The sequence below is a fragment of the Bacillus cereus group sp. MYBKT111-2 genome (genome assembly GCF_051915205.1).
Taxonomy (GTDB): domain Bacteria; phylum Bacillota; class Bacilli; order Bacillales; family Bacillaceae_G; genus Bacillus_A; species Bacillus_A paranthracis.
Window position 1 is genome coordinate 39,341 of record NZ_JBQAEG010000015.1, and the last position, 19,086, is coordinate 58,426.

Sequence of the window (19,086 nt, forward strand, 5' to 3'; positions counted from 1 at the left end):
AGGTGCAGAATTAAGATGCATGTAAAAAAAGGTGATAAAGTACAGGTAATCACTGGTAAAGACAAAGGAAAACAAGGCGTTATCCTTGTGGCTTTCCCAAAGCAAAACCGTGTTATCGTTGAGGGTGTCAATATCGTTAAGAAGCACTCTAAGCCATCTCAATTAAATCCACAAGGTGGAATTATTACTAAAGAAGCACCTATTCACGTTTCTAACGTTATGATTTTAGATCCGAAAACAGGTGAACCTACTCGTGTAGGCTTCAAAGTAGAAGATGGTAAAAAAGTTCGTATTGCAAAAAAATCTGGTGAATTATTAGATAAATAATTTTCTTAAGAAAGGAGGTCACTTCATTGAATCGCCTTAAAGAGAAGTTCCAAAAGGAAATTACTCCTGCTCTAGTGAGCAAGTTTAACTATAAATCTGTAATGCAGGTACCAAAAATCGAAAAGATCGTAATCAACACTGGTGTTGGTGACGCGGTATCTAACTCTAAAGCGTTAGACAACGCAGTAGAAGAATTAACACAAATCACAGGTCAAAAACCTGTTGTAACTCGTGCTAAAAAATCAATCGCTGGTTTCCGTCTTCGTGAAGGTATGCCAATCGGTGCGAAAGTAACTTTACGCGGCGAGCAAATGTATGAGTTCTTCGACAAATTAGTATCAGTTTCTTTACCACGTGTACGTGATTTCCGTGGTGTTTCTAAGAAATCATTCGATGGTCGTGGAAACTACACATTAGGTGTTAAAGAGCAACTTATTTTCCCTGAGATTGATTATGATAAAGTAAGCAAAGTCCGCGGTATGGACATCGTAATCGTTACTACAGCGAAAACTGATGAAGAAGCTCGTGAACTGTTAACACAATTCGGTATGCCATTCCAAAAATAATGGAAGCCAACGCTAAGTAGAGGAGGCGAAAACGTGGCTAAAAAATCTATGATAGCGAAACAAAAGCGTACTCCTAAGTTTAAAGTACAAGAGTATACACGTTGCGAACGCTGCGGTCGTCCGCATTCTGTATACCGCAAATTTAAACTTTGCCGTATTTGTTTCCGTGAACTTGCATATAAAGGTCAAATTCCTGGTGTTAAAAAAGCTAGTTGGTAAAACCCACAAATGGGAAGGAGGTAAAACACATGGTGATGACAGATCCAATTGCAGACATGCTTACTCGCATCCGTAATGCGAACATGGTACGTCATGAGAAATTAGAGGTTCCTGCTTCTAAAATCAAAAAAGAGATCGCTGAACTTTTAAAACGTGAAGGTTTCATTCGTGATGTAGAATACATCGAGGATAACAAACAAGGTATCCTTCGTATTTTCCTGAAATATGGTGCAAACAATGAACGTGTAATCACTGGATTAAAACGTATCAGTAAACCTGGCTTACGCGTTTACGCTAAAGCTGACGAAGTACCACGTGTACTTAACGGATTAGGTATCGCTCTTGTTTCTACATCTAAGGGAGTAATGACAGACAAAGACGCTCGTCAATTACAAACTGGTGGAGAAGTAGTAGCATACGTTTGGTAATATATATTTAAAACGAACGGAGGTGTGACCACATGTCTCGTATTGGTAAAAAGATTCTTGAAATCCCTGCAGGTGTTACTATTACAGTTGCAGAAGACAATACTGTAACAGTAAAAGGCCCTAAAGGTGAATTAACTCGTACTTTCAATGCTGATATGCTTATCAAAATTGAAGAGAATACATTAACAGTTGAGCGTCCATCTGAACAGAAGGAACACCGTGCATTACACGGTACAACTCGTGCTTTAATCGGAAACATGGTTGAAGGTGTAACTGAAGGTTTCGCACGCGGACTTGAATTAGTCGGTGTTGGTTACCGTGCTCAAAAACAAGGTGATAAACTTGTATTAAGCGTAGGTTATTCTCATCCAGTAGAAATGACTCCGGAAGCAGGTCTTGAAGTTGAAGTACCTGCACCAACTAAGATCGTAATCAAAGGTATCGACAAGCAACGTGTTGGCGAATTCGCTGCTAACATCCGTGCTGTACGTGCTCCTGAGCCTTACAAAGGTAAAGGTATTCGTTACGAAGGCGAAGTTGTTCGTCGTAAAGAAGGTAAAACTGCTAAGTAAACCCGTTAGGTGAGAGAAAGGAGTGACAAGAATGATCACTAAAGCTGATAAAAATGCGACTCGTAAGAAAAGACATGCACGTGTACGTGCTAAACTTACTGGTACTGCAGAGCGTCCACGTTTAAACGTGTTCCGTTCTAACCAACATATTTACGCTCAAGTTATTGATGATGTGAATGGTGTAACGTTAGTAAGTGCATCTACTCTTGATAAAGACCTTGCTCTTAACGGTACTAGCAATATTGAAGCTGCTACGAAAGTTGGAGAATCAGTTGCTAAGCGTGCTGTAGAGAAAGGCGTTAAAGAAGTAGTATTTGATCGCGGTGGTTACTTATACCATGGCCGTGTTAAAGCTCTAGCTGAAGCTGCTCGTGAGGCTGGATTACAATTTTAATGGTCAAAGGAGGGAAAATTGATGCATCGCATTGACCCAAGTAAATTAGAACTTGAAGAACGTGTAGTTACGATAAATCGTGTCGCGAAAGTTGTTAAGGGTGGTCGTCGTTTCCGCTTTGCTGCACTAGTTGTAGTTGGCGATAAAAACGGTCATGTTGGATTCGGTACTGGTAAAGCACAAGAGGTACCAGACGCAATCCGCAAAGCTATCGAAGACGCTAAGAAAAACTTAATCGCTGTACCATTAGTTGGTACAACAATTCCACACACAATCAACGGTCATTTTGGCGCTGGTGAAGTATTCTTAAAGCCTGCTGCTGAGGGTACTGGTGTTATTGCTGGTGGACCTGTTCGTGCGGTCCTTGAATTAGCTGGTGTACAAGATATTCTTTCGAAATCTCTTGGTTCTAACACACCAATCAACATGATTCGCGCTACTGTGAACGGATTAAGCGAACTTAAGCGCGCTGAAGATGTTGCAAAATTACGCGGTAAATCTGTAGAAGAGCTACTAGGTTAAGGAGGGAAAACAAATGGCGAAAAAGTTAGAAATTACCCTCACTCGTAGTGTAATTGGTCGTCCACAAGATCAACGTGCGACGGTAGAAGCTTTAGGTCTTAAAAAGTTGAATTCAACTGTAGTTAAGGAAGAAACTCCTGCTATTCTTGGTATGATCAACAAAGTTTCTCACCTTGTAACTGTAAAAGAAGCTTAAGGATAACTCATTAATATAAGGAGGTGCCTGGGAATGAAACTTCATGAATTAAAACCTGCAGAAGGTTCTCGTAAAGTACGTAACCGTGTCGGTCGTGGTATCGGTTCTGGTAACGGTAAAACTGCTGGTAAAGGTCATAAAGGACAAAACGCACGTTCTGGCGGCGGTGTTCGTCTTGGCTTCGAAGGTGGTCAAACTCCATTATTCCGTCGTTTACCAAAACGCGGCTTCACAAACATTAACCGTAAAGAGTTTGCTATTGTAAACTTATCAACGTTAAATCGTTTTGAAGATGGTACAGAAGTAACACCTGAATTATTGCTGGAAACTGGCGTTATCAGCAAATTAAACGACGGTGTTAAAATTCTTGCAAGCGGCGCAGTAGAGAAAAAACTAACTGTTAAAGCGCACAAGTTCTCTTCAAGTGCTAAAGAAGCAATTGAAGCAGCTGGCGGATCAGTTGAGGTGATCTAATGTTTCGTACAATCTCCAACTTTATGCGCGTTGCTGAGATAAGACGTAAAATATTATTCACTTTAGCGATGTTAATCGTATTCAGGATTGGCACGTTTATCCCCGTGCCATTTACAAATGGAGACGTACTGAAGGCACAAGATCAATTAAATGCTTTAGGTATTCTAAATACATTTGGCGGTGGAGCCTTGAAAAACTTCTCCATCTTTGCGATGGGAATCATGCCGTATATTACAGCATCCATCATCGTGCAATTATTGCAGATGGATGTTGTTCCTAAATTTTCGGAATGGGCGAAGCAAGGTGAAATGGGTCGTCGTAAATTAACGCAATTCACGCGTTATTTTACAATTGTTCTTGCGTTTATTCAGGGGTTTGGTATGTCAATCGGTTTTAACGGTATGGTAGGTGGACAATTAATTTTGAATCCTGGTTGGAGCACTTATTTATACATTGCTACGGTACTGACTGCTGGTACTGCATTTTTAATGTGGTTAGGTGAACAGATTACAGCTAAAGGTGTAGGTAATGGTATTTCCATCCTGATCTTTGGTGGTATTGCCGCAGCGATCCCAAGTGTTATATCTCAAGTGTATCAGCAACAGTTTCAAAATATCGGAGATCAATTGTTCATGAGTATCGTTAAAGTTGCATTGATCTTACTAGCTGTGCTAGCAGTTATTGTGGGTGTTATTTTCATTCAACAGGCTGTTAGAAAGATCCCAATTCAATATGCGAAGCGTGTAACAGGAGGAAATGGTGGTTATGCTGGAGCACAAAACACACATTTACCGCTTAAGGTAAATAGTGCTGGTGTTATTCCAGTAATTTTTGCTGTTTCATTCTTAATTACGCCTCCGACTATTGCACAGTTCTTCCCGAAACATGATGTATCGCAGTGGATTATTGCAAACTTTAACTATTCTCACCCAGTGGGAATGATCATATATGTTGCGCTCATTGTAGCCTTCACATATTTCTATGCATTTGTTCAGGTTAATCCAGAGCAAATGTCAGAGAATCTAAACAAACAAGGTGGATATGTTCCAGGTATTCGTCCGGGTAAGAATACGGAACAATATCTAACAAAAATCTTGTATCGTTTGACCTTTGTAGGATCAATTTTCCTAGCAGCGATTGCAATCTTACCAGTTATCTTTACGAAGCTGGGAAATCTTCCTCCATCTGCACAGATCGGTGGAACGAGTATGTTAATCGTTGTCGGCGTTGCTTTAGAAACAATGAAGCAGCTAGAAAGCCAACTGGTAAAACGCCATTACAAAGGGTTTATCAAGCAGTGAGTAAGTGGGAAGTATTGTCTTCCCTACATGCTCATGTACTCTGAGGGGGAACAAGGATGAACTTAATTTTAATGGGGCTTCCTGGTGCTGGTAAAGGTACACAAGCCGAACAGATTGTTGCTAAGTATAACATCCCTCACATCTCAACAGGAGATATGTTCCGTGCAGCTATGAAGGCTGAAACTGAAATGGGTTTACAAGCAAAATCCTTTATTGATAAAGGGGCACTTGTTCCAGATGAAGTTACAATCGGAATCGTTCGTGAACGTTTAAGTCAAGAAGACTGCGTAAGAGGCTTCTTATTAGATGGTTTCCCACGAACTGTTGCACAAGCATCAGCTCTTGAAGAGATTATGAAAGATCTTGGCAAAAAAATCGACTATGTTTTAAACATTAATGTGGATTCAGGATTGTTATTAAAACGCCTTACAGGCCGTCGCATTTGTAAAGAGTGCGGTGCGACTTACCACTTAGAATTCAATCCGCCAGCAAAAGCTGACGTGTGCGATAAATGTGGTGGCGAGTTATATCAACGCTCTGATGACAATGAAGAAACTGTAGCAAATCGCTTAGATGTAAATATTAAGCAAACTAAACCTTTGCTTGATTTCTACGAGGAGCTTGGTTACTTACAAAGCATTAATGGTGAGCAAGATATCAATAAAGTATTTGCTGATATCGATGTTCTCATCGGAGGCTTAGCGTAATGATAATCTGCAAAACTCCTCGCGAGATAGAAATCATGCGAGAAGCGGGCAGGATCGTTGCTTTGACTCATCAAGAGTTAAAACAGCACATTACTCCAGGAATTACAACGAAAGAGCTCGATCAAATAGCGGAAAAGACGATTCAAAAATATGGTGCTACGCCATCTTTTAAAGGATACAACGGATTTCCGGGGAGCATATGTGCTTCTGTAAATGAAGAGCTTGTACACGGAATTCCAGGGAAGCGCAAGCTCAAAGAGGGCGATATCATCAGTATCGATATTGGTGCGAAATACAATGGGTACCATGGAGATTCTGCATGGACGTATCCAGTTGGAAACATTTCTGAATCTGTTCAAAAGCTACTTGATGTCACAGAAAAATCGTTGTATCTTGGTCTAGAACAAGTAAAACCAGGCGAGAGATTATCAAATATCTCACATGCGGTTCAAACCCATGCTGAAGAGAATGGATTCTCGATCGTTAGGGAGTATGTTGGTCACGGAATCGGGCAAGACTTACATGAGGACCCTCAAATCCCGCACTATGGTCCACCAAATAGAGGCCCTAGATTAAAGCCGGGAATGGTCATCTGTGTTGAGCCGATGGTGAATCAAGGAAGACGATATGTAAAAACACTATCTGATGACTGGACAGTGGTAACGGTAGATGGTAAATGGTGTGCCCATTTTGAGCACACGATTGCTCTTACAGAAGCAGGATACGAAATCCTTACCACTTTATAAGTAGCTGGCTCTCCGGGATTTCAGAGCAGTGTAAAATGTTACTGATTTGAAGAAGGGAGAACTATTGAATGGCTAAAGATGATGTAATTGAAGTCGAAGGTACCGTTCTTGAAACGTTGCCAAATGCTATGTTCAAAGTAGAATTAGAGAATGGGCATGTCGTATTGGCTCACGTTTCTGGTAAAATCCGTATGAACTTCATTCGTATTTTACCAGGAGACAAAGTTACGGTAGAATTATCTCCGTACGATTTAAATCGTGGTCGTATTACGTACCGTTTTAAATAATATAGCACTCCGTAATCTTTAAGGAGGTTCGAGACATGAAAGTAAGACCGTCAGTTAAACCAATCTGCGAAAAATGTAAAGTTATTCGTAGACGTGGAAAAGTAATGGTTATTTGTGAAAACCCTAAACATAAACAAAAACAAGGTTAATCAGAAGGAGGTGCATTCAGAATGGCACGTATCGCAGGTGTAGATATTCCTCGTGACAAACGCGTTGTTATTTCTTTAACTTACGTATTCGGCATTGGTCGCACAACTGCTGAAAAAATTCTTGCTGAAGCTGGTGTTTCTGAAGAAACACGAGTTCGTGATTTAACGGAAGACGAATTAGGACGTATCCGTGATATCATCGATCGTATTAAAGTTGAGGGAGACCTTCGTCGTGAAGTATCTCTTAACATCAAACGTCTAATGGAGATCGGTTCTTACCGTGGTCTTCGTCACCGTCGTGGTTTACCAGTTCGTGGTCAAAACTCTAAAAACAATGCTCGTACACGTAAAGGTCCACGTCGTACAGTAGCAAATAAAAAGAAATAATAAGTAAAGGAGGTTGAACTAACAATGGCACGTAAAACAAACACTCGTAAAAAACGTGTGAAAAAGAATATTGAAGCTGGTGTAGCTCATATTCGTTCTACTTTCAACAACACAATCGTAACACTTACAGATACTCACGGTAACGCACTTTCTTGGTCTAGTGCTGGTGCACTTGGTTTCCGTGGATCTCGTAAATCTACTCCATTCGCTGCGCAAATGGCTGCTGAAACTGCTGCTAAAGCTGCAATGGAGCACGGTTTAAAAACTTTAGAGGTTACTGTTAAAGGTCCTGGTGCTGGTCGTGAAGCTGCAATTCGTGCTCTTCAAGCTGCAGGTCTAGAAGTAACAGCAATTAGAGATGTTACTCCAGTTCCTCATAATGGATGTCGTCCACCAAAACGTCGTCGTGTGTAATTTTTCTGTATAGAATTTTCCCTTTTGTCTATAATGGATATGATGCATTATCGAGAAATTTCGTACAGAAACATCGCTTGTTGTGCACAATCGGGAACTGCCTAAGGGGGACTTTCGGTTAGACAGGGGTTATACCTTTGTTTAACCGGGGTTTCGACGTTTTGAAGGAGGGTTTAGTTAATGATTGAAATCGAAAAGCCGAAAATCGAAACGGTTGAACTTAACGAAGATGCTAAATATGGTAAATTCGTAATTGAACCGCTTGAGCGTGGATATGGTACTACGTTGGGTAACTCCTTACGTCGTATTCTTTTATCTTCACTCCCTGGTGCCGCTGTTACTGCTATCCAAATCGATGGCGTATTACATGAATTTTCAACAGTTGAGGGCGTAGTAGAAGACGTTACAACGATCATCTTAAACTTGAAAAAGTTAGCTCTTAAAATCTACTCTGAAGAAGAGAAGACGTTGGAAATTGATGTGCAGGGCGAAGGTATTGTCACAGCTGCTGATATTACTCACGATAGTGATGTAGAAATCTTAAATCCAGATTTACACATTGCAACGTTAGCAAAAGATGCGCATTTCCGCGTGCGTTTAACTGCAAAGCGTGGCCGTGGGTATACGCCAGCTGATGCAAATAAAAGCGAAGATCAACCAATAGGAGTAATTCCTATTGATTCTATTTATACTCCAGTATCACGTGTGACTTACCAAGTGGAAAAGACACGTGTCGGACAAGTGGCTAATTATGATAAGCTTACGCTTGATGTATGGACGGATGGAAGCATCGGGCCAAAAGAAGCTATCTCTTTAGGTGCCAAAATCTTAACTGAGCATTTAAATATCTTTGTTGGTTTAACTGATGAAGCACAAAATGCTGAGATTATGGTCGAGAAGGAAGAAGATCAAAAAGAGAAAGTTCTTGAGATGACTATCGAAGAACTAGACCTTTCTGTTCGTTCTTATAATTGCCTAAAACGTGCAGGAATTAATACTGTACAAGAGCTTGCGAACAAAACAGAAGAAGATATGATGAAAGTTCGTAACTTAGGACGTAAATCCTTAGAAGAAGTTAAACATAAACTTGAGGAATTAGGTTTAGGTTTACGTAAAGACGACTGAGGATTTAAACCCATCAACAAAGGAGGGAACTACGAATGGCATACAGAAAATTAGGCCGTACAAGTGCGCAACGTAAAGCTATGTTACGTGACTTAGCTACTGATTTAATTATCAACGAGCGCATCCAAACGACAGAAACTCGTGCAAAAGAACTTCGTTCTGTAGTGGAAAAAATGATCACTTTAGGTAAACGCGGAGATCTTCATGCTCGTCGTCAAGCAGCAGCTTTCATTCGCAATGAAGTAGCTAACGCTGAGACTGGTCAAGATGCACTTCAAAAACTATTCGCTGATGTAGCTCCACGCTATGCTGAGCGCCAAGGCGGATACACTCGTATTGCAAAAATTGGTCCACGTCGCGGAGACGCAGCACCAATGGTAATTATCGAGTTAGTATAATGATAATTAAAAGGGCAGGACAGTTCTTTTCAAGAAACTGGTCATGGCCCTTTTTTTTAAATATAAAAATAGGCTTACTTGGCGAAGGAAAGGGTGCCTTGTATTGAAAAAAGAGAAACTTCGGACAGAAAATATATCATTTCAATATCCTGGTGCAGCCACTTATGCATTAAAAGATGTTTCATTCTCCTTATTTGAAGGAGAATGGGTATCTGTTATTGGACAAAACGGTTCTGGGAAGTCTACACTTGCAAAATTATTGAATGGTTTGTTTTTGCCGGAAGCAGGGACAATTACAGTAAATGATACAATGGTTTTGTCAGAGGAAACGGTATGGGATGTTCGAAAACAAATTGGGATGGTATTTCAAAATCCAGATAATCAATTTGTTGGAACGACAGTGCAAGATGACGTTGTCTTTGGTTTAGAGAATATCGGAATGCCAAGAGAGCAAATGGTAGAAAGATTAGATCAGGCCTTACGACTAGTCCGTATGGAAGATTTTCTTAATGATGAGCCACATTCGTTATCTGGTGGGCAAAAGCAGCGAGTAGCAATAGCAGGCGTTTTAGCACTTCAGCCGTCTATTTTGATATTAGATGAAGCAACGTCAATGCTAGACCCTCAAGGGAGACGTGAAGTGGTAGAAACGGTTAGACAACTTGTTAATGAAAAAGGTATTACCGTGTTATCAATTACGCACGATTTAGAAGAAGCGGCACAGTCAGACCGTGTCATTATTTTAAATAAGGGAGAGATATTAGAGGAAGGGACTCCAGAACAAATTTTCAAGTCCTCTCATATGCTCCAAGAAATTGGATTAGATGTACCATTTTCAGTGAAAATAGCAGAATTATTAAAAAGAAATGAAATTCTCTTGCAAAATACGCATCTTACAATGGAAAGCTTGGTGAACGAACTTTGGAGATTACATTCCAAAAAGTAGAACATCGTTATCAATATAAAACTCCATTTGAAAGACGCGCACTTTATGATGTAGACGTGTCGTTTCCAAGTGGGGGCTATTATGCCATTATCGGTCATACTGGTTCAGGTAAGTCGACGATGATTCAACATTTAAATGGTTTATTGCAGCCGACAAATGGCACAGTTCAAATCGGTGAACATTTCATTTCGGCAGGAAAGAAAGAAAAAAAGCTAAAGCCACTACGTAAAAAGGTAGGGGTTGTCTTTCAATTCCCAGAACATCAGTTGTTTGAAGAGACTGTGGAGAAAGATATTTGCTTCGGCCCTACTAATTTTGGTGTATCTGTAGAAGAAGCGAAGCAAAAGGCAAGAGAGGCAATTCAACTTGTAGGGTTAGAACCAGAACTGTTAGCACGTTCACCATTTGAGTTAAGTGGTGGGCAAATGAGGCGTGTTGCGATAGCAGGCGTATTAGCGATGGAACCCGAAGTGCTTGTATTAGATGAACCTACAGCAGGACTAGATCCAAAAGGGCAAAAGGAACTTATGGAGATGTTTTATAAGCTACATAAGGAGAAAGGCCTTACAGTTATCCTTGTAACGCATAATATGGAGGATGCTGCTAAATATGCCGAGCAGATTGTAGTCATGCATAAAGGAACGGTCTTTTTGCAAGGAAGTGCAGAGGAAGTATTTTCACATGCTGATGAACTAGAGAAAATTGGCGTGGATCTTCCTATGTCTTTAAAGTATAAACGTGCAATTGAAGAGAAGTTTGGCATTTCAATCCCAAAGGCTACCTTATCTTTAGAGGATCTTACTCATGAAGTTGTGCAGGTGTTACGAAAAGGTGGTCATGAATCATGCAGCAGTTGATTATTGGAAGATATATTCCAGGGAATTCTCTTATTCATCAACTTGATCCACGTACGAAGCTGCTGATTGTCTTTTTATATGTATTTGTTGTTTTCTTAGCAAATAATGCGATTTCATATGGATTTTTATTTTTATATGCACTCATTGCTTTATTTTTTGCAAAAGTGCCGATTCGTTATGTACTTTCGGGCTTAAAACCAATTCTATGGATTTTTCTTTTCACATTTTTCCTGCATATTTTTACGAATAAAGAAGGGGAAGTATTATTCCAGCTTGGTTGGTTTTCGATACATGAAAAAGGATTAGAGCAAGGAATATACATTTCTATACGATTCTTCGTTATTATTTTAATGACGACATTATTAACGTTAACGACGACACCTATTGAGATTACAGATGGTTTGGAGACGTTATTAAAGCCGTTGAAGCGTATAAAAGTTCCTGTTCATGAAATCGCATTAATGATGTCAATTTCTCTTCGTTTTATCCCGACATTAATGGATGAAACGAGTAAAATAATGAAGGCACAATCGTCACGTGGTATTGATTTTGCAGGGGGACCGATAAAAGATAGGATGAAAGCTATCATTTCACTACTCGTTCCTCTATTTATCAGTGCTTTTAAGCGTGCAGAAGACTTAGCAATTGCTATGGAAGCCCGTGGATATCAAAGTGGCGAAGGACGTACTAAATTTAGGCAACTACGCTGGAAAACAAGCGATACTGTAACGATTATAAGCTTACTTTGTTTAGCTTGTATTTTGGCATGGGTGCGATCGTAATGGAGAATAGAGAAATGGATAGAATAAAATGTACGGTTGCATATGATGGCATGCATTTTTGTGGTTATCAAATTCAACCGCAGCATCGTACTGTTCAACAAGAGATAGAGAAAGCTTTGCAGAAATTGCATAAAGGGGAACTTGTTCGTGTTCAGGCATCGGGCAGAACGGATTCTACCGTTCATGCTAAAGGACAAGTGATACACTTTGATACACCGTTGTCTCTTGAAGAGTGGCAATGGAGCAATGCATTAAACACTATGTTACCAGATGATATTGTTATCACACAGGTAGAGAAAAAAACAGAAGAATTTCACGCACGTTACGGTGTCGAGAGAAAAGAATATCGTTATCGTGTATTATTATCAAAGACTGCGGATGTATTCCGTAGAAATTACGTATATCAATATCCATATCCGCTCGAAATAAATGCTATAAGAAAAGCGATCCCTTATTTTATTGGAACGCATGATTTCACTTCTTTTTGTTCGGCAAAAACTGACAAAAAAGATAAAGTGAGAACAATTTATGAAATCGAGCTAATTGAGCAGGACGACGAATTAATTTTTCGTTTTGTAGGTAATGGATTTTTATATAATATGGTCAGGATTATTGTTGGTACGTTACTGAGCGTAGGGCAAGGAAAGCTTGATCCGGATAGCATTCCAGAGATTTTAGCGAAACAAAATCGTCAGTTTGCTGGAAAGATGGCTCCTGGTCATGGGCTTTATTTATGGCAGGTAAACTATAACAACTAATCCTGGTGTAACATTTGCTTGACATTAGAAACTCAAAAGTATATCATAACATATGGTATTGTTTCTAAAACCACGATTAGCCCCGGAAGGAAATCGTGTTTAAGATAAACAATAGATTTTTTCTATGGAAAAGATAACGAGGAGGGAAACACATGCGTACGACTTTTATGGCAAAAGCTAACGAAGTTGAGCGTAAATGGTATGTGGTTGATGCTGAAGGTCAAACTTTAGGTCGCCTTGCTAGTGAAGTAGCATCCATTTTACGTGGTAAAAACAAACCTACATTTACACCACACGTTGACACGGGTGATCATGTAATTATTATTAACGCTGAGAAAATTCATTTAACAGGTAATAAATTAAACGATAAAATTTACTACCGTCACACTAACCACCCAGGTGGACTTAAACAAAGAACAGCTCTTGAAATGCGTACAAACTACCCTGTACAAATGTTAGAGCTTGCAATTAAAGGCATGCTTCCAAAAGGACGCTTAGGCCGTCAAGTTTCTAAGAAACTAAACGTGTATGCTGGAGCAGAGCATCCACACCAAGCACAAAAACCAGAAGTTTACGAACTTCGCGGATAATCAATTAAAGGAGGGCTTACTTTGGCACAGGTTCAATACTATGGCACTGGACGTCGTAAGAGTTCAGTAGCGCGCGTACGCCTAGTTCCAGGCGAAGGACGCGTTATCATTAACGGTCGTGATTTTGAAAACTATATCCCATTTGCTGCATTACGTGAAGTAGTGAAACAACCTCTAGTTGCAACAGAAACTTTAGGTAACTACGATGTACTTGTAAACGTAAATGGTGGTGGATACACTGGTCAAGCTGGTGCTATTCGTCACGGTATTTCTCGCGCTTTATTAAAAGCTGATCCAGAATACCGTTTAACACTAAAACGTGCAGGTCTATTAACTCGTGACGCACGTATGAAAGAGCGTAAAAAATACGGTCTTAAAGGCGCACGTCGTGCACCTCAGTTCTCAAAACGTTAATTTTTGCGAACTACAAACCCCAACCATTTTGGTTGGGGTTTTTTATGTTTCATTCCTCTTTTGAAATTTTTGTAGTTTGGAATATTTTAGTGCTATCCTCTCGCGTATGCTTCTTCTTTAGAAGTTTAGACTAATACGTATTAGGGAGGTTTATAAGTACTATGAATGTCATTGTCAGCTTACAAGAAAAACAAAAAGAAAAGCAGTTGAAATATGAGCGGAAGATGCTGCGGGAATTATCATTAAAAACATTACGTTCAAATATTAGAGATGCCTTTCAGATGCAGGAACTTCATCGTCAGTATGAAGATTACTGCATTGAATTAGGGATAGAATCGTATTTATTAGGAGCGAGATATAGTAAATTTGGTTATTATGGCGAATCGTTCTTTGATGTGAAATATAGGGCCTTAGAAGAAGAGCAACAATTAACGGAAACACTATTTCAATTTTTAACGAGCATGACTATGCGGGAGATTAAGTTACAAGATGAGGAATTACTTTTTGAATCTTGCCAGCAGTTTATCGGCTTATGGTGGCAGGAAGGATATGAAAAAGGTGAAAGAAGATATCGATTAAAGCTTCATTAAGACAAGCATAAACTTTCCTCTTGTCCCATATAAGTAATTAGAGGGACTAGCTGGAGGAGGAAAGGTATGAAGAGAATTCGAATTATCTCTTTTGCACTCGCTGCGGTTATTTTGTTTTTTTTAGTCAAACAAGAATTTCAAATTACAAAATCGTGGCGAGCTTGGAATTTACCCTTATCAGGGAAAGTAATCGTATTAGATGCTGGGCATGGTGGACCAGACGGAGGGGCTGTTGGTGGCAAGGATATTGTAGAAAAAGATATTACGCTTGAGATTACAAAGAAGGTGCAAGATTATTTACAAGAGCAAGGTGCACTAGTTATTTTAACGCGTGAGGGAGATTATGATTTAGCCCAGAAAGATACAAAGTCATATAGTAGACGTAAAGCAGAAGATTTAAAAAAACGTGTAGAGATTATTAATAAACCCGATGTAGATTTTTTTGCAAGTATCCATTTAAATGCTTTAACTAGTAGTGGATCGAAAGGCGCACAAACGTTCTATTACCGTTCTTCAATTGAAAATGAACGTGCTGCGAAATTTATACAAGCTGAGTTGAGAACGAGTTTAGAGAATACAAATCGTTCTGCTAAAACAATTTCTCATGTGTATTTATTAAAGTATGCGAAAAACCCAGGTGCTTTAATTGAAGCTGGCTTTTTATCGAATGTAAATGAAAGGTATATGTTAAATTCGGAGAAATATCAGCAAAAGGTAGCAGCTGCAGTATATCGTGGTATATTACGTTATTTCACGGAAAAAGGAAATCCTCCAGAATAAGGAGGATTTTTTTGCGTTTCTCTCGTTAACGAAGTTTTCCGAAAATATGTTATACTGGAAATGTAAACGCATTTATTTCAAAAGTAAAGAGAGATATATTTAATTAACATTATGTTATTTTTCATACAGGGGGCTGGGCTAATTATGGTAACGAAAGAGCAAGTAGTGGAAGCGTTAGAAGGGATTGTAGATCCGTTTTTACATAAAACGTTAAAAGAAACAGGTGCAATTAAAGAGGTAACAGTCAAGCCTGAGAAGGAACATGTAAGTGTTAAAATTGCAATCGTAAAAACTGGTACCGCGGAACAAATGCAATTGCAATCTGGAATTGTAAAGTTAGTAAAAGAACTAGGAGCAGCAACAGTAGGGCTTCGCTTTGCAGAATTTACAGAAGAGGAATTAGCTCAGTTTGCACCAGAACAAGAAGAAGAGCAAACTGAATCTTTATTGTCACCAAATTCGAAAACGACATTTTTAGCAGTGGCGAGTGGAAAAGGTGGAGTAGGGAAATCAACAGTTTCTGTTAACCTTGCTATTGCTTTAGCTCGTCTAGGGAAAAAAGTTGGTATCATTGATGCTGATATTTATGGTTTTAGCGTACCTGATATGATGGGGATAGAAAAACGCCCTGTAGTAAGAGGAGATAAAATCATTCCAGTGGAGCGTCTAGGTGTAAAGGTAATCTCAATGGGATTCTTTGTAGAAGATAATGCACCGGTTATTTGGAGAGGGCCTATGCTTGGGAAAATGTTAAATCATTTCTTTACAGAAGTAGAATGGGGCGATTTAGATTATTTAGTTTTAGATTTACCACCAGGTACAGGTGATGTTGCGCTAGACTTACATTCGATGTTGCCGGCTTGTAAAGAGATTATTGTCACAACACCGCATCCAACAGCGGCATTTGTAGCAGCGCGTGCTGGAGCAATGGCTTTACGTACAGAACATAGCATTCTTGGTGTTGTTGAAAATATGGCTTATTTTGAAAGTAAAACAACTGGCGAAAAAGAATATGTGTTTGGAAGAGGTGGTGGAGATAAATTAGCTACAGAACTTCAAACAGAAGTACTTGGCCGAATCCCGCTTCAACAACCTGATTGGAATAAAGAAGATTTTGCGCCGTCAGTATATGAAGATACGCATACGACAGGTCTTATTTATCGCACAATAGCTGAAGCGGTAATTGATAAAACAACTGTTGCGCAAAAATAAAATAATAATGAGTGGATGATACATGTATTGTCCACTCATTATTATCGTTATTATTTTTACTGCTGTTCCTTTTTACCTTCTTGGGAACCACCTTCACCGCCGGCTTCCTTTTTATCAGAACCACTTTTTTCGGCTTTTTGGACACCTTTACTAATAATATCAATCATCTTAGCTTGGAAGAGTGGGCTTTCAGCAGTTTCTGTTAATACTTGTTGTAAATATTGACGGTATTCTTTGCTCTTCATTGTTTGTAACATCATTTTTTCTACTTCAGGGTTTTTCATAATTTCTATAACGCCTGCTTGGTATTCAGGGTCTTTTAGTAATGTTTTCATTAAGGCTGTTTGTTCTTTTCCCATACTTTTAGCGAATTTCGATGAGAACTCAGGGTCTTTAAAGAGCTTTTCCCAGAATTGTTGCCCTTTATCGGATACCATTGCATCTTCAATCGTTTTCTTTACTACTGTTTCATCTAGTATGAGTGCTTGTTTCATTTTTTCATCAGTTAACACATCTTGAATGGCTTTCTTACCTTGATCGGTTTTTAAAATATCAACAATCATTTTCTTCGTTTGATCATAATCAAGTTCGGACTTTGCTTCTTTTTCTTGTGCACATGCTACAAGTACAAGAAATAGAAAAGAAGAAGTCAAAACGAGCAGCATCCGTTTCATAAGTTGGAACTCCTTTCAGCACAGTTCTCTCTTTTTAATATAAATATCTTTAAGGAATTTATACATGAACATGGCTAGCTTTTTGAAATTGTCATTGATACAATTTAATTAGAAATATAAGGATAATGGGGGATGTGTTGTGAATAGCCGCAAGTGGGTTCGACTATTTTTTACGACGTTGTTTCTTGGTGGGGTTAGTACAGTCATTATTGGATTTGTTTTAGAGTGGGACAAGTACGCGAAATTTTTTCAAAATTTCGACGGAAAGGAAATTTTGGCAGTTTCCTTCTGGTTGATGGGTGTAGGATTTATTTTTAGTGTGATAAGTCAAATGGGGTTCTTTGCCTATTTAACAATCCATCGTTTTGGATTAGGGATGTTCAGGTCACCTTCTTTATGGAATATAGTCCAGCTCTTCTTCATTGCATTCGTTTTATTTGATTTTGTGTATTTAAGATCGGTATTGATTGCAAATGGGGAAATTTCATTAGGGAATAACATACTTGTTGCTGGTGTGTTATTTATGTTTGGTGCCATCGTTGCTTATATAAAAAGTAAGGAAACGAATAAAAAGGCATTTGTGCCAGCTTTGTTCTTTATGGTGGTTGTAACAATTCTTGAGTGGGTACCAGCACTTCGAATTAATGATACAGATTGGTTATATTTAATGGTGATACCACTTTTATTATGTAATGCATATCAGTTACTTATATTACATCGTTTAATTGGAAAGACGAGTAAGTCGGCCTAATTAAGAGAGTTTTTACGCAGGGTAGTTGTACGAATGAAAAATATCGGGATAAAAAAAGCTCTATTACCTGAACGAAAGGTAGTAGAGCTTTTTATGTGTAAAAAATTATTGGACATCTTTACTTTTCGTACTTGTGTTGGAAATAAGTTGTGATACGGATATTTGCTCATAGCCGTCACTCTTTAATTTCTGTAGAAGCAGTGGTAAAGCTTTATTTGTTTGAAGAGCAGAATCGGATGCATGTAATAAGACGATATCTCCACCTTTTAAATTATTAGAGACGGTGGAAACGATATTGTTTACGCCAGGGTTTTTCCAATCGTTTGAGTTATTACTCCAATGAACGACAGTGTATCCGAGTGATTCTGCTATTTTAAGTGTTGCCTTGTTAAAGTCTCCACTAGGTGGACGCAATAGTTTAATTTGTTTCACACCGAGTTTTGTAAAAACATCTTGTGCTCGCAGAAGATCTCTTCGTATTTCATTTGCCTCTAGAGAAGTGTAGGACGTGTAATTATAACCCATACTACCGATTTCATGTCCATCTTTTATGATGCGTTCAACAACATCAGGGTGTCTTTCTGCCCATGCAGCAGAAAGGAAGAAGGTTGCATTCTTAATATCTCTTTCTTTAAGTGTATCAAGGATTGGAATTGCTTTTTTGTCTCCCCAACTAATATCAAACGTGAATGCAACTTGTTTTTTAGAGGTGTCGCCTTTGTAAATAACTTTAGGTCCTGTAGCGGTTGAAAAAGCAGACTCGTGTGAATATGTTTTCAAAAAGAGTAGCCATGCTGTAAATAAGGAAAGTATCACTATTAAGCTAATGTGTTTAAAGTTTCTTTTACTCGTAATAAAAAAGAAAAACATAATATTACGCCCCTTTGTCCAATCCTTTTCAGTTACATATATGCTGTAAATATAAAAAAGAGAACAAGGGATTAATATCGTAAGTAGTGGATATAATGGATGGTAGGATTTTGTTAAATGGAAATGGGCTTAATTTTTATTGCTCTGGAAGAAATGATTGAGGTGATGATTTGCTTGGGTTTATGTTAACGAAAGAAGAGAAAAAAGAAATGGAATACATATTGAAGAGAGAGTTAGAAGAACTTTTATTTGATTTTGAAGATGAACGTATTCATGACGTTGTAAAAAAGGCAATGGAAGAAAGATATAAAATCATTTTTTGTTTGTTTCGAAGAGTCGCTAATGCAGAAGAATGTATTCGTTATGTAAGAAAAAGAACTTTTTATTAAAAAGTGTTGACGTCGATGGATATTATATGATAAATTAATAACCGTCGCTGATGCGGAAACGCAAAAAACGACAAAAAGAAATTGAAAAACTTAGTTGACATTGAAAAACGAAGATGTTAACATAAGGAAGTCGCAAATGAGCGACAGACAAGTTCTTTGAAAACTGAACGAAACAAACAACGTGAAACGTCAATTTTTATTTTAGATGCTAGACAAACTAACTTTATTGGAGAGTTTGATCCTGGCTCAGGATGAACGCTG

The 19,086-nt window shown here is 38.7% G+C and carries 31 protein-coding genes; 29 read left to right on the top strand and 2 right to left on the bottom strand.

Annotated elements, in window-relative coordinates; genetic code table 11:
• Nucleotides 1–15 precede the first annotated feature (15 nt).
• The 27 genes from rplX (at nucleotide 16) to ACTFNE_RS26375 (ending at nucleotide 16,141) form a co-directional block, all read left to right on the top strand.
• The gene (gene rplX, locus ACTFNE_RS26245; RefSeq protein WP_000558200.1) at nucleotides 16–327 is read left to right on the top strand and encodes a 50S ribosomal protein L24; all 312 of its coding nucleotides are present in this window, start codon (nucleotides 16–18) and stop codon (nucleotides 325–327) included.
• Between the two features lie 26 nt (nucleotides 328–353).
• Entirely contained in the window at nucleotides 354–893 is a 540-nt protein-coding gene (rplE, locus tag ACTFNE_RS26250) for a 50S ribosomal protein L5 (RefSeq protein ID WP_001080831.1), read from the top strand.
• 33 nt (nucleotides 894–926) lie between these two features.
• Nucleotides 927–1,112: a 30S ribosomal protein S14 gene (gene rpsN, locus ACTFNE_RS26255; RefSeq protein ID WP_001085700.1), complete on the top strand. Its 186-nt coding sequence runs from the start codon at nucleotides 927–929 to the stop codon at nucleotides 1,110–1,112.
• A 29-nt stretch (nucleotides 1,113–1,141) separates the two neighbouring features.
• Nucleotides 1,142–1,540 carry a 30S ribosomal protein S8 gene (rpsH, locus tag ACTFNE_RS26260; protein ID WP_000245511.1) on the top strand — a complete coding sequence of 133 codons (399 nt, stop codon included), beginning with the start codon at nucleotides 1,142–1,144 and terminating at the stop codon, nucleotides 1,538–1,540.
• Nucleotides 1,541–1,572: 32 nt separating this feature from the next.
• The gene (rplF, locus tag ACTFNE_RS26265) at nucleotides 1,573–2,112 is read left to right on the top strand and encodes a 50S ribosomal protein L6 (protein WP_000086558.1); all 540 of its coding nucleotides are present in this window, start codon (nucleotides 1,573–1,575) and stop codon (nucleotides 2,110–2,112) included.
• Between the two features lie 31 nt (nucleotides 2,113–2,143).
• Nucleotides 2,144–2,506: a 50S ribosomal protein L18 gene (rplR, locus tag ACTFNE_RS26270; protein ID WP_000628816.1), complete on the top strand. Its 363-nt coding sequence runs from the start codon at nucleotides 2,144–2,146 to the stop codon at nucleotides 2,504–2,506.
• A 21-nt stretch (nucleotides 2,507–2,527) separates the two neighbouring features.
• Nucleotides 2,528–3,028 (top strand): 30S ribosomal protein S5, encoded by a 501-nt coding sequence (gene rpsE, locus ACTFNE_RS26275; protein ID WP_000554646.1) that lies wholly within the window; start codon nucleotides 2,528–2,530, stop codon nucleotides 3,026–3,028.
• A gap of 13 nt (nucleotides 3,029–3,041) precedes the next feature.
• Nucleotides 3,042–3,224, top strand: coding sequence for a 50S ribosomal protein L30 (gene rpmD / locus ACTFNE_RS26280; RefSeq protein WP_001085234.1), 183 nt, complete (start codon nucleotides 3,042–3,044; stop codon nucleotides 3,222–3,224).
• Between the two features lie 33 nt (nucleotides 3,225–3,257).
• Nucleotides 3,258–3,698 (top strand): 50S ribosomal protein L15, encoded by a 441-nt coding sequence (rplO, locus tag ACTFNE_RS26285; RefSeq protein WP_000766080.1) that lies wholly within the window; start codon nucleotides 3,258–3,260, stop codon nucleotides 3,696–3,698.
• Nucleotides 3,698–4,999, top strand: coding sequence for a preprotein translocase subunit SecY (secY, locus tag ACTFNE_RS26290; RefSeq protein WP_000490114.1), 1,302 nt, complete (start codon nucleotides 3,698–3,700; stop codon nucleotides 4,997–4,999). Before rplO ends, secY begins: the two co-directional genes overlap by 1 nt.
• Nucleotides 5,000–5,055: 56 nt before the next feature.
• Nucleotides 5,056–5,706, top strand: coding sequence for an adenylate kinase (locus tag ACTFNE_RS26295; protein ID WP_001048996.1), 651 nt, complete (start codon nucleotides 5,056–5,058; stop codon nucleotides 5,704–5,706).
• On the top strand, nucleotides 5,706–6,452 hold the full coding sequence (gene map / locus ACTFNE_RS26300) for a type I methionyl aminopeptidase (RefSeq protein WP_000582539.1): 747 nt from the start codon (nucleotides 5,706–5,708) through the stop codon (nucleotides 6,450–6,452). The genes ACTFNE_RS26295 and map overlap by 1 nt, the downstream gene beginning before the upstream one ends.
• Nucleotides 6,453–6,520: 68 nt before the next feature.
• The gene (infA, locus tag ACTFNE_RS26305; protein ID WP_001029884.1) at nucleotides 6,521–6,739 is read left to right on the top strand and encodes a translation initiation factor IF-1; all 219 of its coding nucleotides are present in this window, start codon (nucleotides 6,521–6,523) and stop codon (nucleotides 6,737–6,739) included.
• Nucleotides 6,740–6,774: 35 nt separating this feature from the next.
• Complete coding sequence (gene rpmJ / locus ACTFNE_RS26310) at nucleotides 6,775–6,888, top strand: 50S ribosomal protein L36 (protein ID WP_000868344.1); 114 nt, start codon at nucleotides 6,775–6,777, stop codon at nucleotides 6,886–6,888.
• 21 nt (nucleotides 6,889–6,909) lie between these two features.
• Nucleotides 6,910–7,275 carry a 30S ribosomal protein S13 gene (gene rpsM, locus ACTFNE_RS26315; protein WP_000090789.1) on the top strand — a complete coding sequence of 122 codons (366 nt, stop codon included), beginning with the start codon at nucleotides 6,910–6,912 and terminating at the stop codon, nucleotides 7,273–7,275.
• A 24-nt stretch (nucleotides 7,276–7,299) separates the two neighbouring features.
• Nucleotides 7,300–7,689, top strand: coding sequence for a 30S ribosomal protein S11 (rpsK, locus tag ACTFNE_RS26320; protein WP_000101799.1), 390 nt, complete (start codon nucleotides 7,300–7,302; stop codon nucleotides 7,687–7,689).
• 180 nt (nucleotides 7,690–7,869) lie between these two features.
• A complete protein-coding gene (locus tag ACTFNE_RS26325) occupies nucleotides 7,870–8,814 on the top strand; it encodes a DNA-directed RNA polymerase subunit alpha (protein WP_000569643.1) in 945 nt (314 codons plus the stop codon).
• Between the two features lie 35 nt (nucleotides 8,815–8,849).
• Nucleotides 8,850–9,212, top strand: a complete 363-nt coding sequence (gene rplQ, locus ACTFNE_RS26330; protein WP_000331490.1) for a 50S ribosomal protein L17 — start codon at nucleotides 8,850–8,852, stop codon at nucleotides 9,210–9,212.
• Nucleotides 9,213–9,315: 103 nt separating this feature from the next.
• Entirely contained in the window at nucleotides 9,316–10,158 is an 843-nt protein-coding gene (locus ACTFNE_RS26335) for an energy-coupling factor ABC transporter ATP-binding protein (protein ID WP_046199534.1), read from the top strand.
• On the top strand, nucleotides 10,134–11,015 hold the full coding sequence (locus ACTFNE_RS26340; RefSeq protein WP_046199535.1) for an energy-coupling factor ABC transporter ATP-binding protein: 882 nt from the start codon (nucleotides 10,134–10,136) through the stop codon (nucleotides 11,013–11,015). The genes ACTFNE_RS26335 and ACTFNE_RS26340 overlap by 25 nt, the downstream gene beginning before the upstream one ends.
• Nucleotides 11,003–11,797, top strand: a complete 795-nt coding sequence (locus ACTFNE_RS26345) for an energy-coupling factor transporter transmembrane component T family protein (protein ID WP_001186532.1) — start codon at nucleotides 11,003–11,005, stop codon at nucleotides 11,795–11,797. Before ACTFNE_RS26340 ends, ACTFNE_RS26345 begins: the two co-directional genes overlap by 13 nt.
• A gap of 14 nt (nucleotides 11,798–11,811) precedes the next feature.
• Nucleotides 11,812–12,555, top strand: coding sequence for a tRNA pseudouridine(38-40) synthase TruA (gene truA, locus ACTFNE_RS26350; RefSeq protein ID WP_002163776.1), 744 nt, complete (start codon nucleotides 11,812–11,814; stop codon nucleotides 12,553–12,555).
• Nucleotides 12,556–12,707: 152 nt separating this feature from the next.
• Nucleotides 12,708–13,145 carry a 50S ribosomal protein L13 gene (gene rplM, locus ACTFNE_RS26355; RefSeq protein ID WP_001260793.1) on the top strand — a complete coding sequence of 146 codons (438 nt, stop codon included), beginning with the start codon at nucleotides 12,708–12,710 and terminating at the stop codon, nucleotides 13,143–13,145.
• Nucleotides 13,146–13,166: 21 nt separating this feature from the next.
• Nucleotides 13,167–13,559 (top strand): 30S ribosomal protein S9, encoded by a 393-nt coding sequence (gene rpsI / locus ACTFNE_RS26360; RefSeq protein ID WP_000079986.1) that lies wholly within the window; start codon nucleotides 13,167–13,169, stop codon nucleotides 13,557–13,559.
• 161 nt (nucleotides 13,560–13,720) lie between these two features.
• Nucleotides 13,721–14,149 carry a YbaK family protein gene (locus tag ACTFNE_RS26365; protein WP_001101006.1) on the top strand — a complete coding sequence of 143 codons (429 nt, stop codon included), beginning with the start codon at nucleotides 13,721–13,723 and terminating at the stop codon, nucleotides 14,147–14,149.
• 66 nt (nucleotides 14,150–14,215) lie between these two features.
• Nucleotides 14,216–14,929 carry an N-acetylmuramoyl-L-alanine amidase CwlD gene (gene cwlD, locus ACTFNE_RS26370; protein ID WP_000822435.1) on the top strand — a complete coding sequence of 238 codons (714 nt, stop codon included), beginning with the start codon at nucleotides 14,216–14,218 and terminating at the stop codon, nucleotides 14,927–14,929.
• Between the two features lie 144 nt (nucleotides 14,930–15,073).
• Complete coding sequence (locus ACTFNE_RS26375; protein ID WP_000256607.1) at nucleotides 15,074–16,141, top strand: Mrp/NBP35 family ATP-binding protein; 1,068 nt, start codon at nucleotides 15,074–15,076, stop codon at nucleotides 16,139–16,141.
• Between the two features lie 56 nt (nucleotides 16,142–16,197).
• On the opposite strand, the gene gerD is transcribed toward ACTFNE_RS26375, so the two are convergent.
• Nucleotides 16,198–16,815 (bottom strand): spore germination protein GerD, encoded by a 618-nt coding sequence (gerD, locus tag ACTFNE_RS26380; protein ID WP_000827519.1) that lies wholly within the window; start codon nucleotides 16,813–16,815, stop codon nucleotides 16,198–16,200.
• 139 nt (nucleotides 16,816–16,954) lie between these two features.
• On the opposite strand from gerD, the gene kbaA reads away from it, so the two are divergent.
• Complete coding sequence (gene kbaA, locus ACTFNE_RS26385) at nucleotides 16,955–17,566, top strand: KinB signaling pathway activation protein KbaA (protein ID WP_001088516.1); 612 nt, start codon at nucleotides 16,955–16,957, stop codon at nucleotides 17,564–17,566.
• Nucleotides 17,567–17,671: 105 nt separating this feature from the next.
• Here the strand turns inward: kbaA and pdaB are convergent, their stop codons facing one another.
• Nucleotides 17,672–18,436 carry a polysaccharide deacetylase family sporulation protein PdaB gene (pdaB, locus tag ACTFNE_RS26390; protein WP_000464707.1) on the bottom strand — a complete coding sequence of 255 codons (765 nt, stop codon included), beginning with the start codon at nucleotides 18,434–18,436 and terminating at the stop codon, nucleotides 17,672–17,674.
• Between the two features lie 170 nt (nucleotides 18,437–18,606).
• Here pdaB and ACTFNE_RS26395 point away from each other — a divergent pair, with 170 nt between their 5' ends.
• Nucleotides 18,607–18,825, top strand: coding sequence for a hypothetical protein (locus ACTFNE_RS26395; protein ID WP_000900296.1), 219 nt, complete (start codon nucleotides 18,607–18,609; stop codon nucleotides 18,823–18,825).
• Nucleotides 18,826–19,086: the final 261 nt, after the last annotated feature.

Coding starts and splice junctions, on each gene's coding strand:
- rpmJ (WP_000868344.1), top strand. CDS start 6,775: ATGAAAGTAAGACCGTCAGTTAAACCAATCTGCGAAAAATGTAAAGTT.
- rpsM (WP_000090789.1), top strand. CDS start 6,910: ATGGCACGTATCGCAGGTGTAGATATTCCTCGTGACAAACGCGTTGTT.
- ACTFNE_RS26345 (WP_001186532.1), top strand. CDS start 11,003: ATGCAGCAGTTGATTATTGGAAGATATATTCCAGGGAATTCTCTTATT.
- ACTFNE_RS26325 (WP_000569643.1), top strand. CDS start 7,870: ATGATTGAAATCGAAAAGCCGAAAATCGAAACGGTTGAACTTAACGAA.
- rpsK (WP_000101799.1), top strand. CDS start 7,300: ATGGCACGTAAAACAAACACTCGTAAAAAACGTGTGAAAAAGAATATT.
- cwlD (WP_000822435.1), top strand. CDS start 14,216: ATGAAGAGAATTCGAATTATCTCTTTTGCACTCGCTGCGGTTATTTTG.
- secY (WP_000490114.1), top strand. CDS start 3,698: ATGTTTCGTACAATCTCCAACTTTATGCGCGTTGCTGAGATAAGACGT.
- rpmD (WP_001085234.1), top strand. CDS start 3,042: ATGGCGAAAAAGTTAGAAATTACCCTCACTCGTAGTGTAATTGGTCGT.
- rplF (WP_000086558.1), top strand. CDS start 1,573: ATGTCTCGTATTGGTAAAAAGATTCTTGAAATCCCTGCAGGTGTTACT.
- rplM (WP_001260793.1), top strand. CDS start 12,708: ATGCGTACGACTTTTATGGCAAAAGCTAACGAAGTTGAGCGTAAATGG.
- rpsE (WP_000554646.1), top strand. CDS start 2,528: ATGCATCGCATTGACCCAAGTAAATTAGAACTTGAAGAACGTGTAGTT.
- rpsH (WP_000245511.1), top strand. CDS start 1,142: ATGGTGATGACAGATCCAATTGCAGACATGCTTACTCGCATCCGTAAT.
- rplR (WP_000628816.1), top strand. CDS start 2,144: ATGATCACTAAAGCTGATAAAAATGCGACTCGTAAGAAAAGACATGCA.
- truA (WP_002163776.1), top strand. CDS start 11,812: ATGGATAGAATAAAATGTACGGTTGCATATGATGGCATGCATTTTTGT.
- rplO (WP_000766080.1), top strand. CDS start 3,258: ATGAAACTTCATGAATTAAAACCTGCAGAAGGTTCTCGTAAAGTACGT.
- infA (WP_001029884.1), top strand. CDS start 6,521: ATGGCTAAAGATGATGTAATTGAAGTCGAAGGTACCGTTCTTGAAACG.
- ACTFNE_RS26295 (WP_001048996.1), top strand. CDS start 5,056: ATGAACTTAATTTTAATGGGGCTTCCTGGTGCTGGTAAAGGTACACAA.
- rplQ (WP_000331490.1), top strand. CDS start 8,850: ATGGCATACAGAAAATTAGGCCGTACAAGTGCGCAACGTAAAGCTATG.
- ACTFNE_RS26375 (WP_000256607.1), top strand. CDS start 15,074: ATGGTAACGAAAGAGCAAGTAGTGGAAGCGTTAGAAGGGATTGTAGAT.
- rplX (WP_000558200.1), top strand. CDS start 16: ATGCATGTAAAAAAAGGTGATAAAGTACAGGTAATCACTGGTAAAGAC.
- gerD (WP_000827519.1), bottom strand. CDS start 16,815: ATGAAACGGATGCTGCTCGTTTTGACTTCTTCTTTTCTATTTCTTGTA.
- ACTFNE_RS26365 (WP_001101006.1), top strand. CDS start 13,721: ATGAATGTCATTGTCAGCTTACAAGAAAAACAAAAAGAAAAGCAGTTG.
- map (WP_000582539.1), top strand. CDS start 5,706: ATGATAATCTGCAAAACTCCTCGCGAGATAGAAATCATGCGAGAAGCG.
- pdaB (WP_000464707.1), bottom strand. CDS start 18,436: ATGTTTTTCTTTTTTATTACGAGTAAAAGAAACTTTAAACACATTAGC.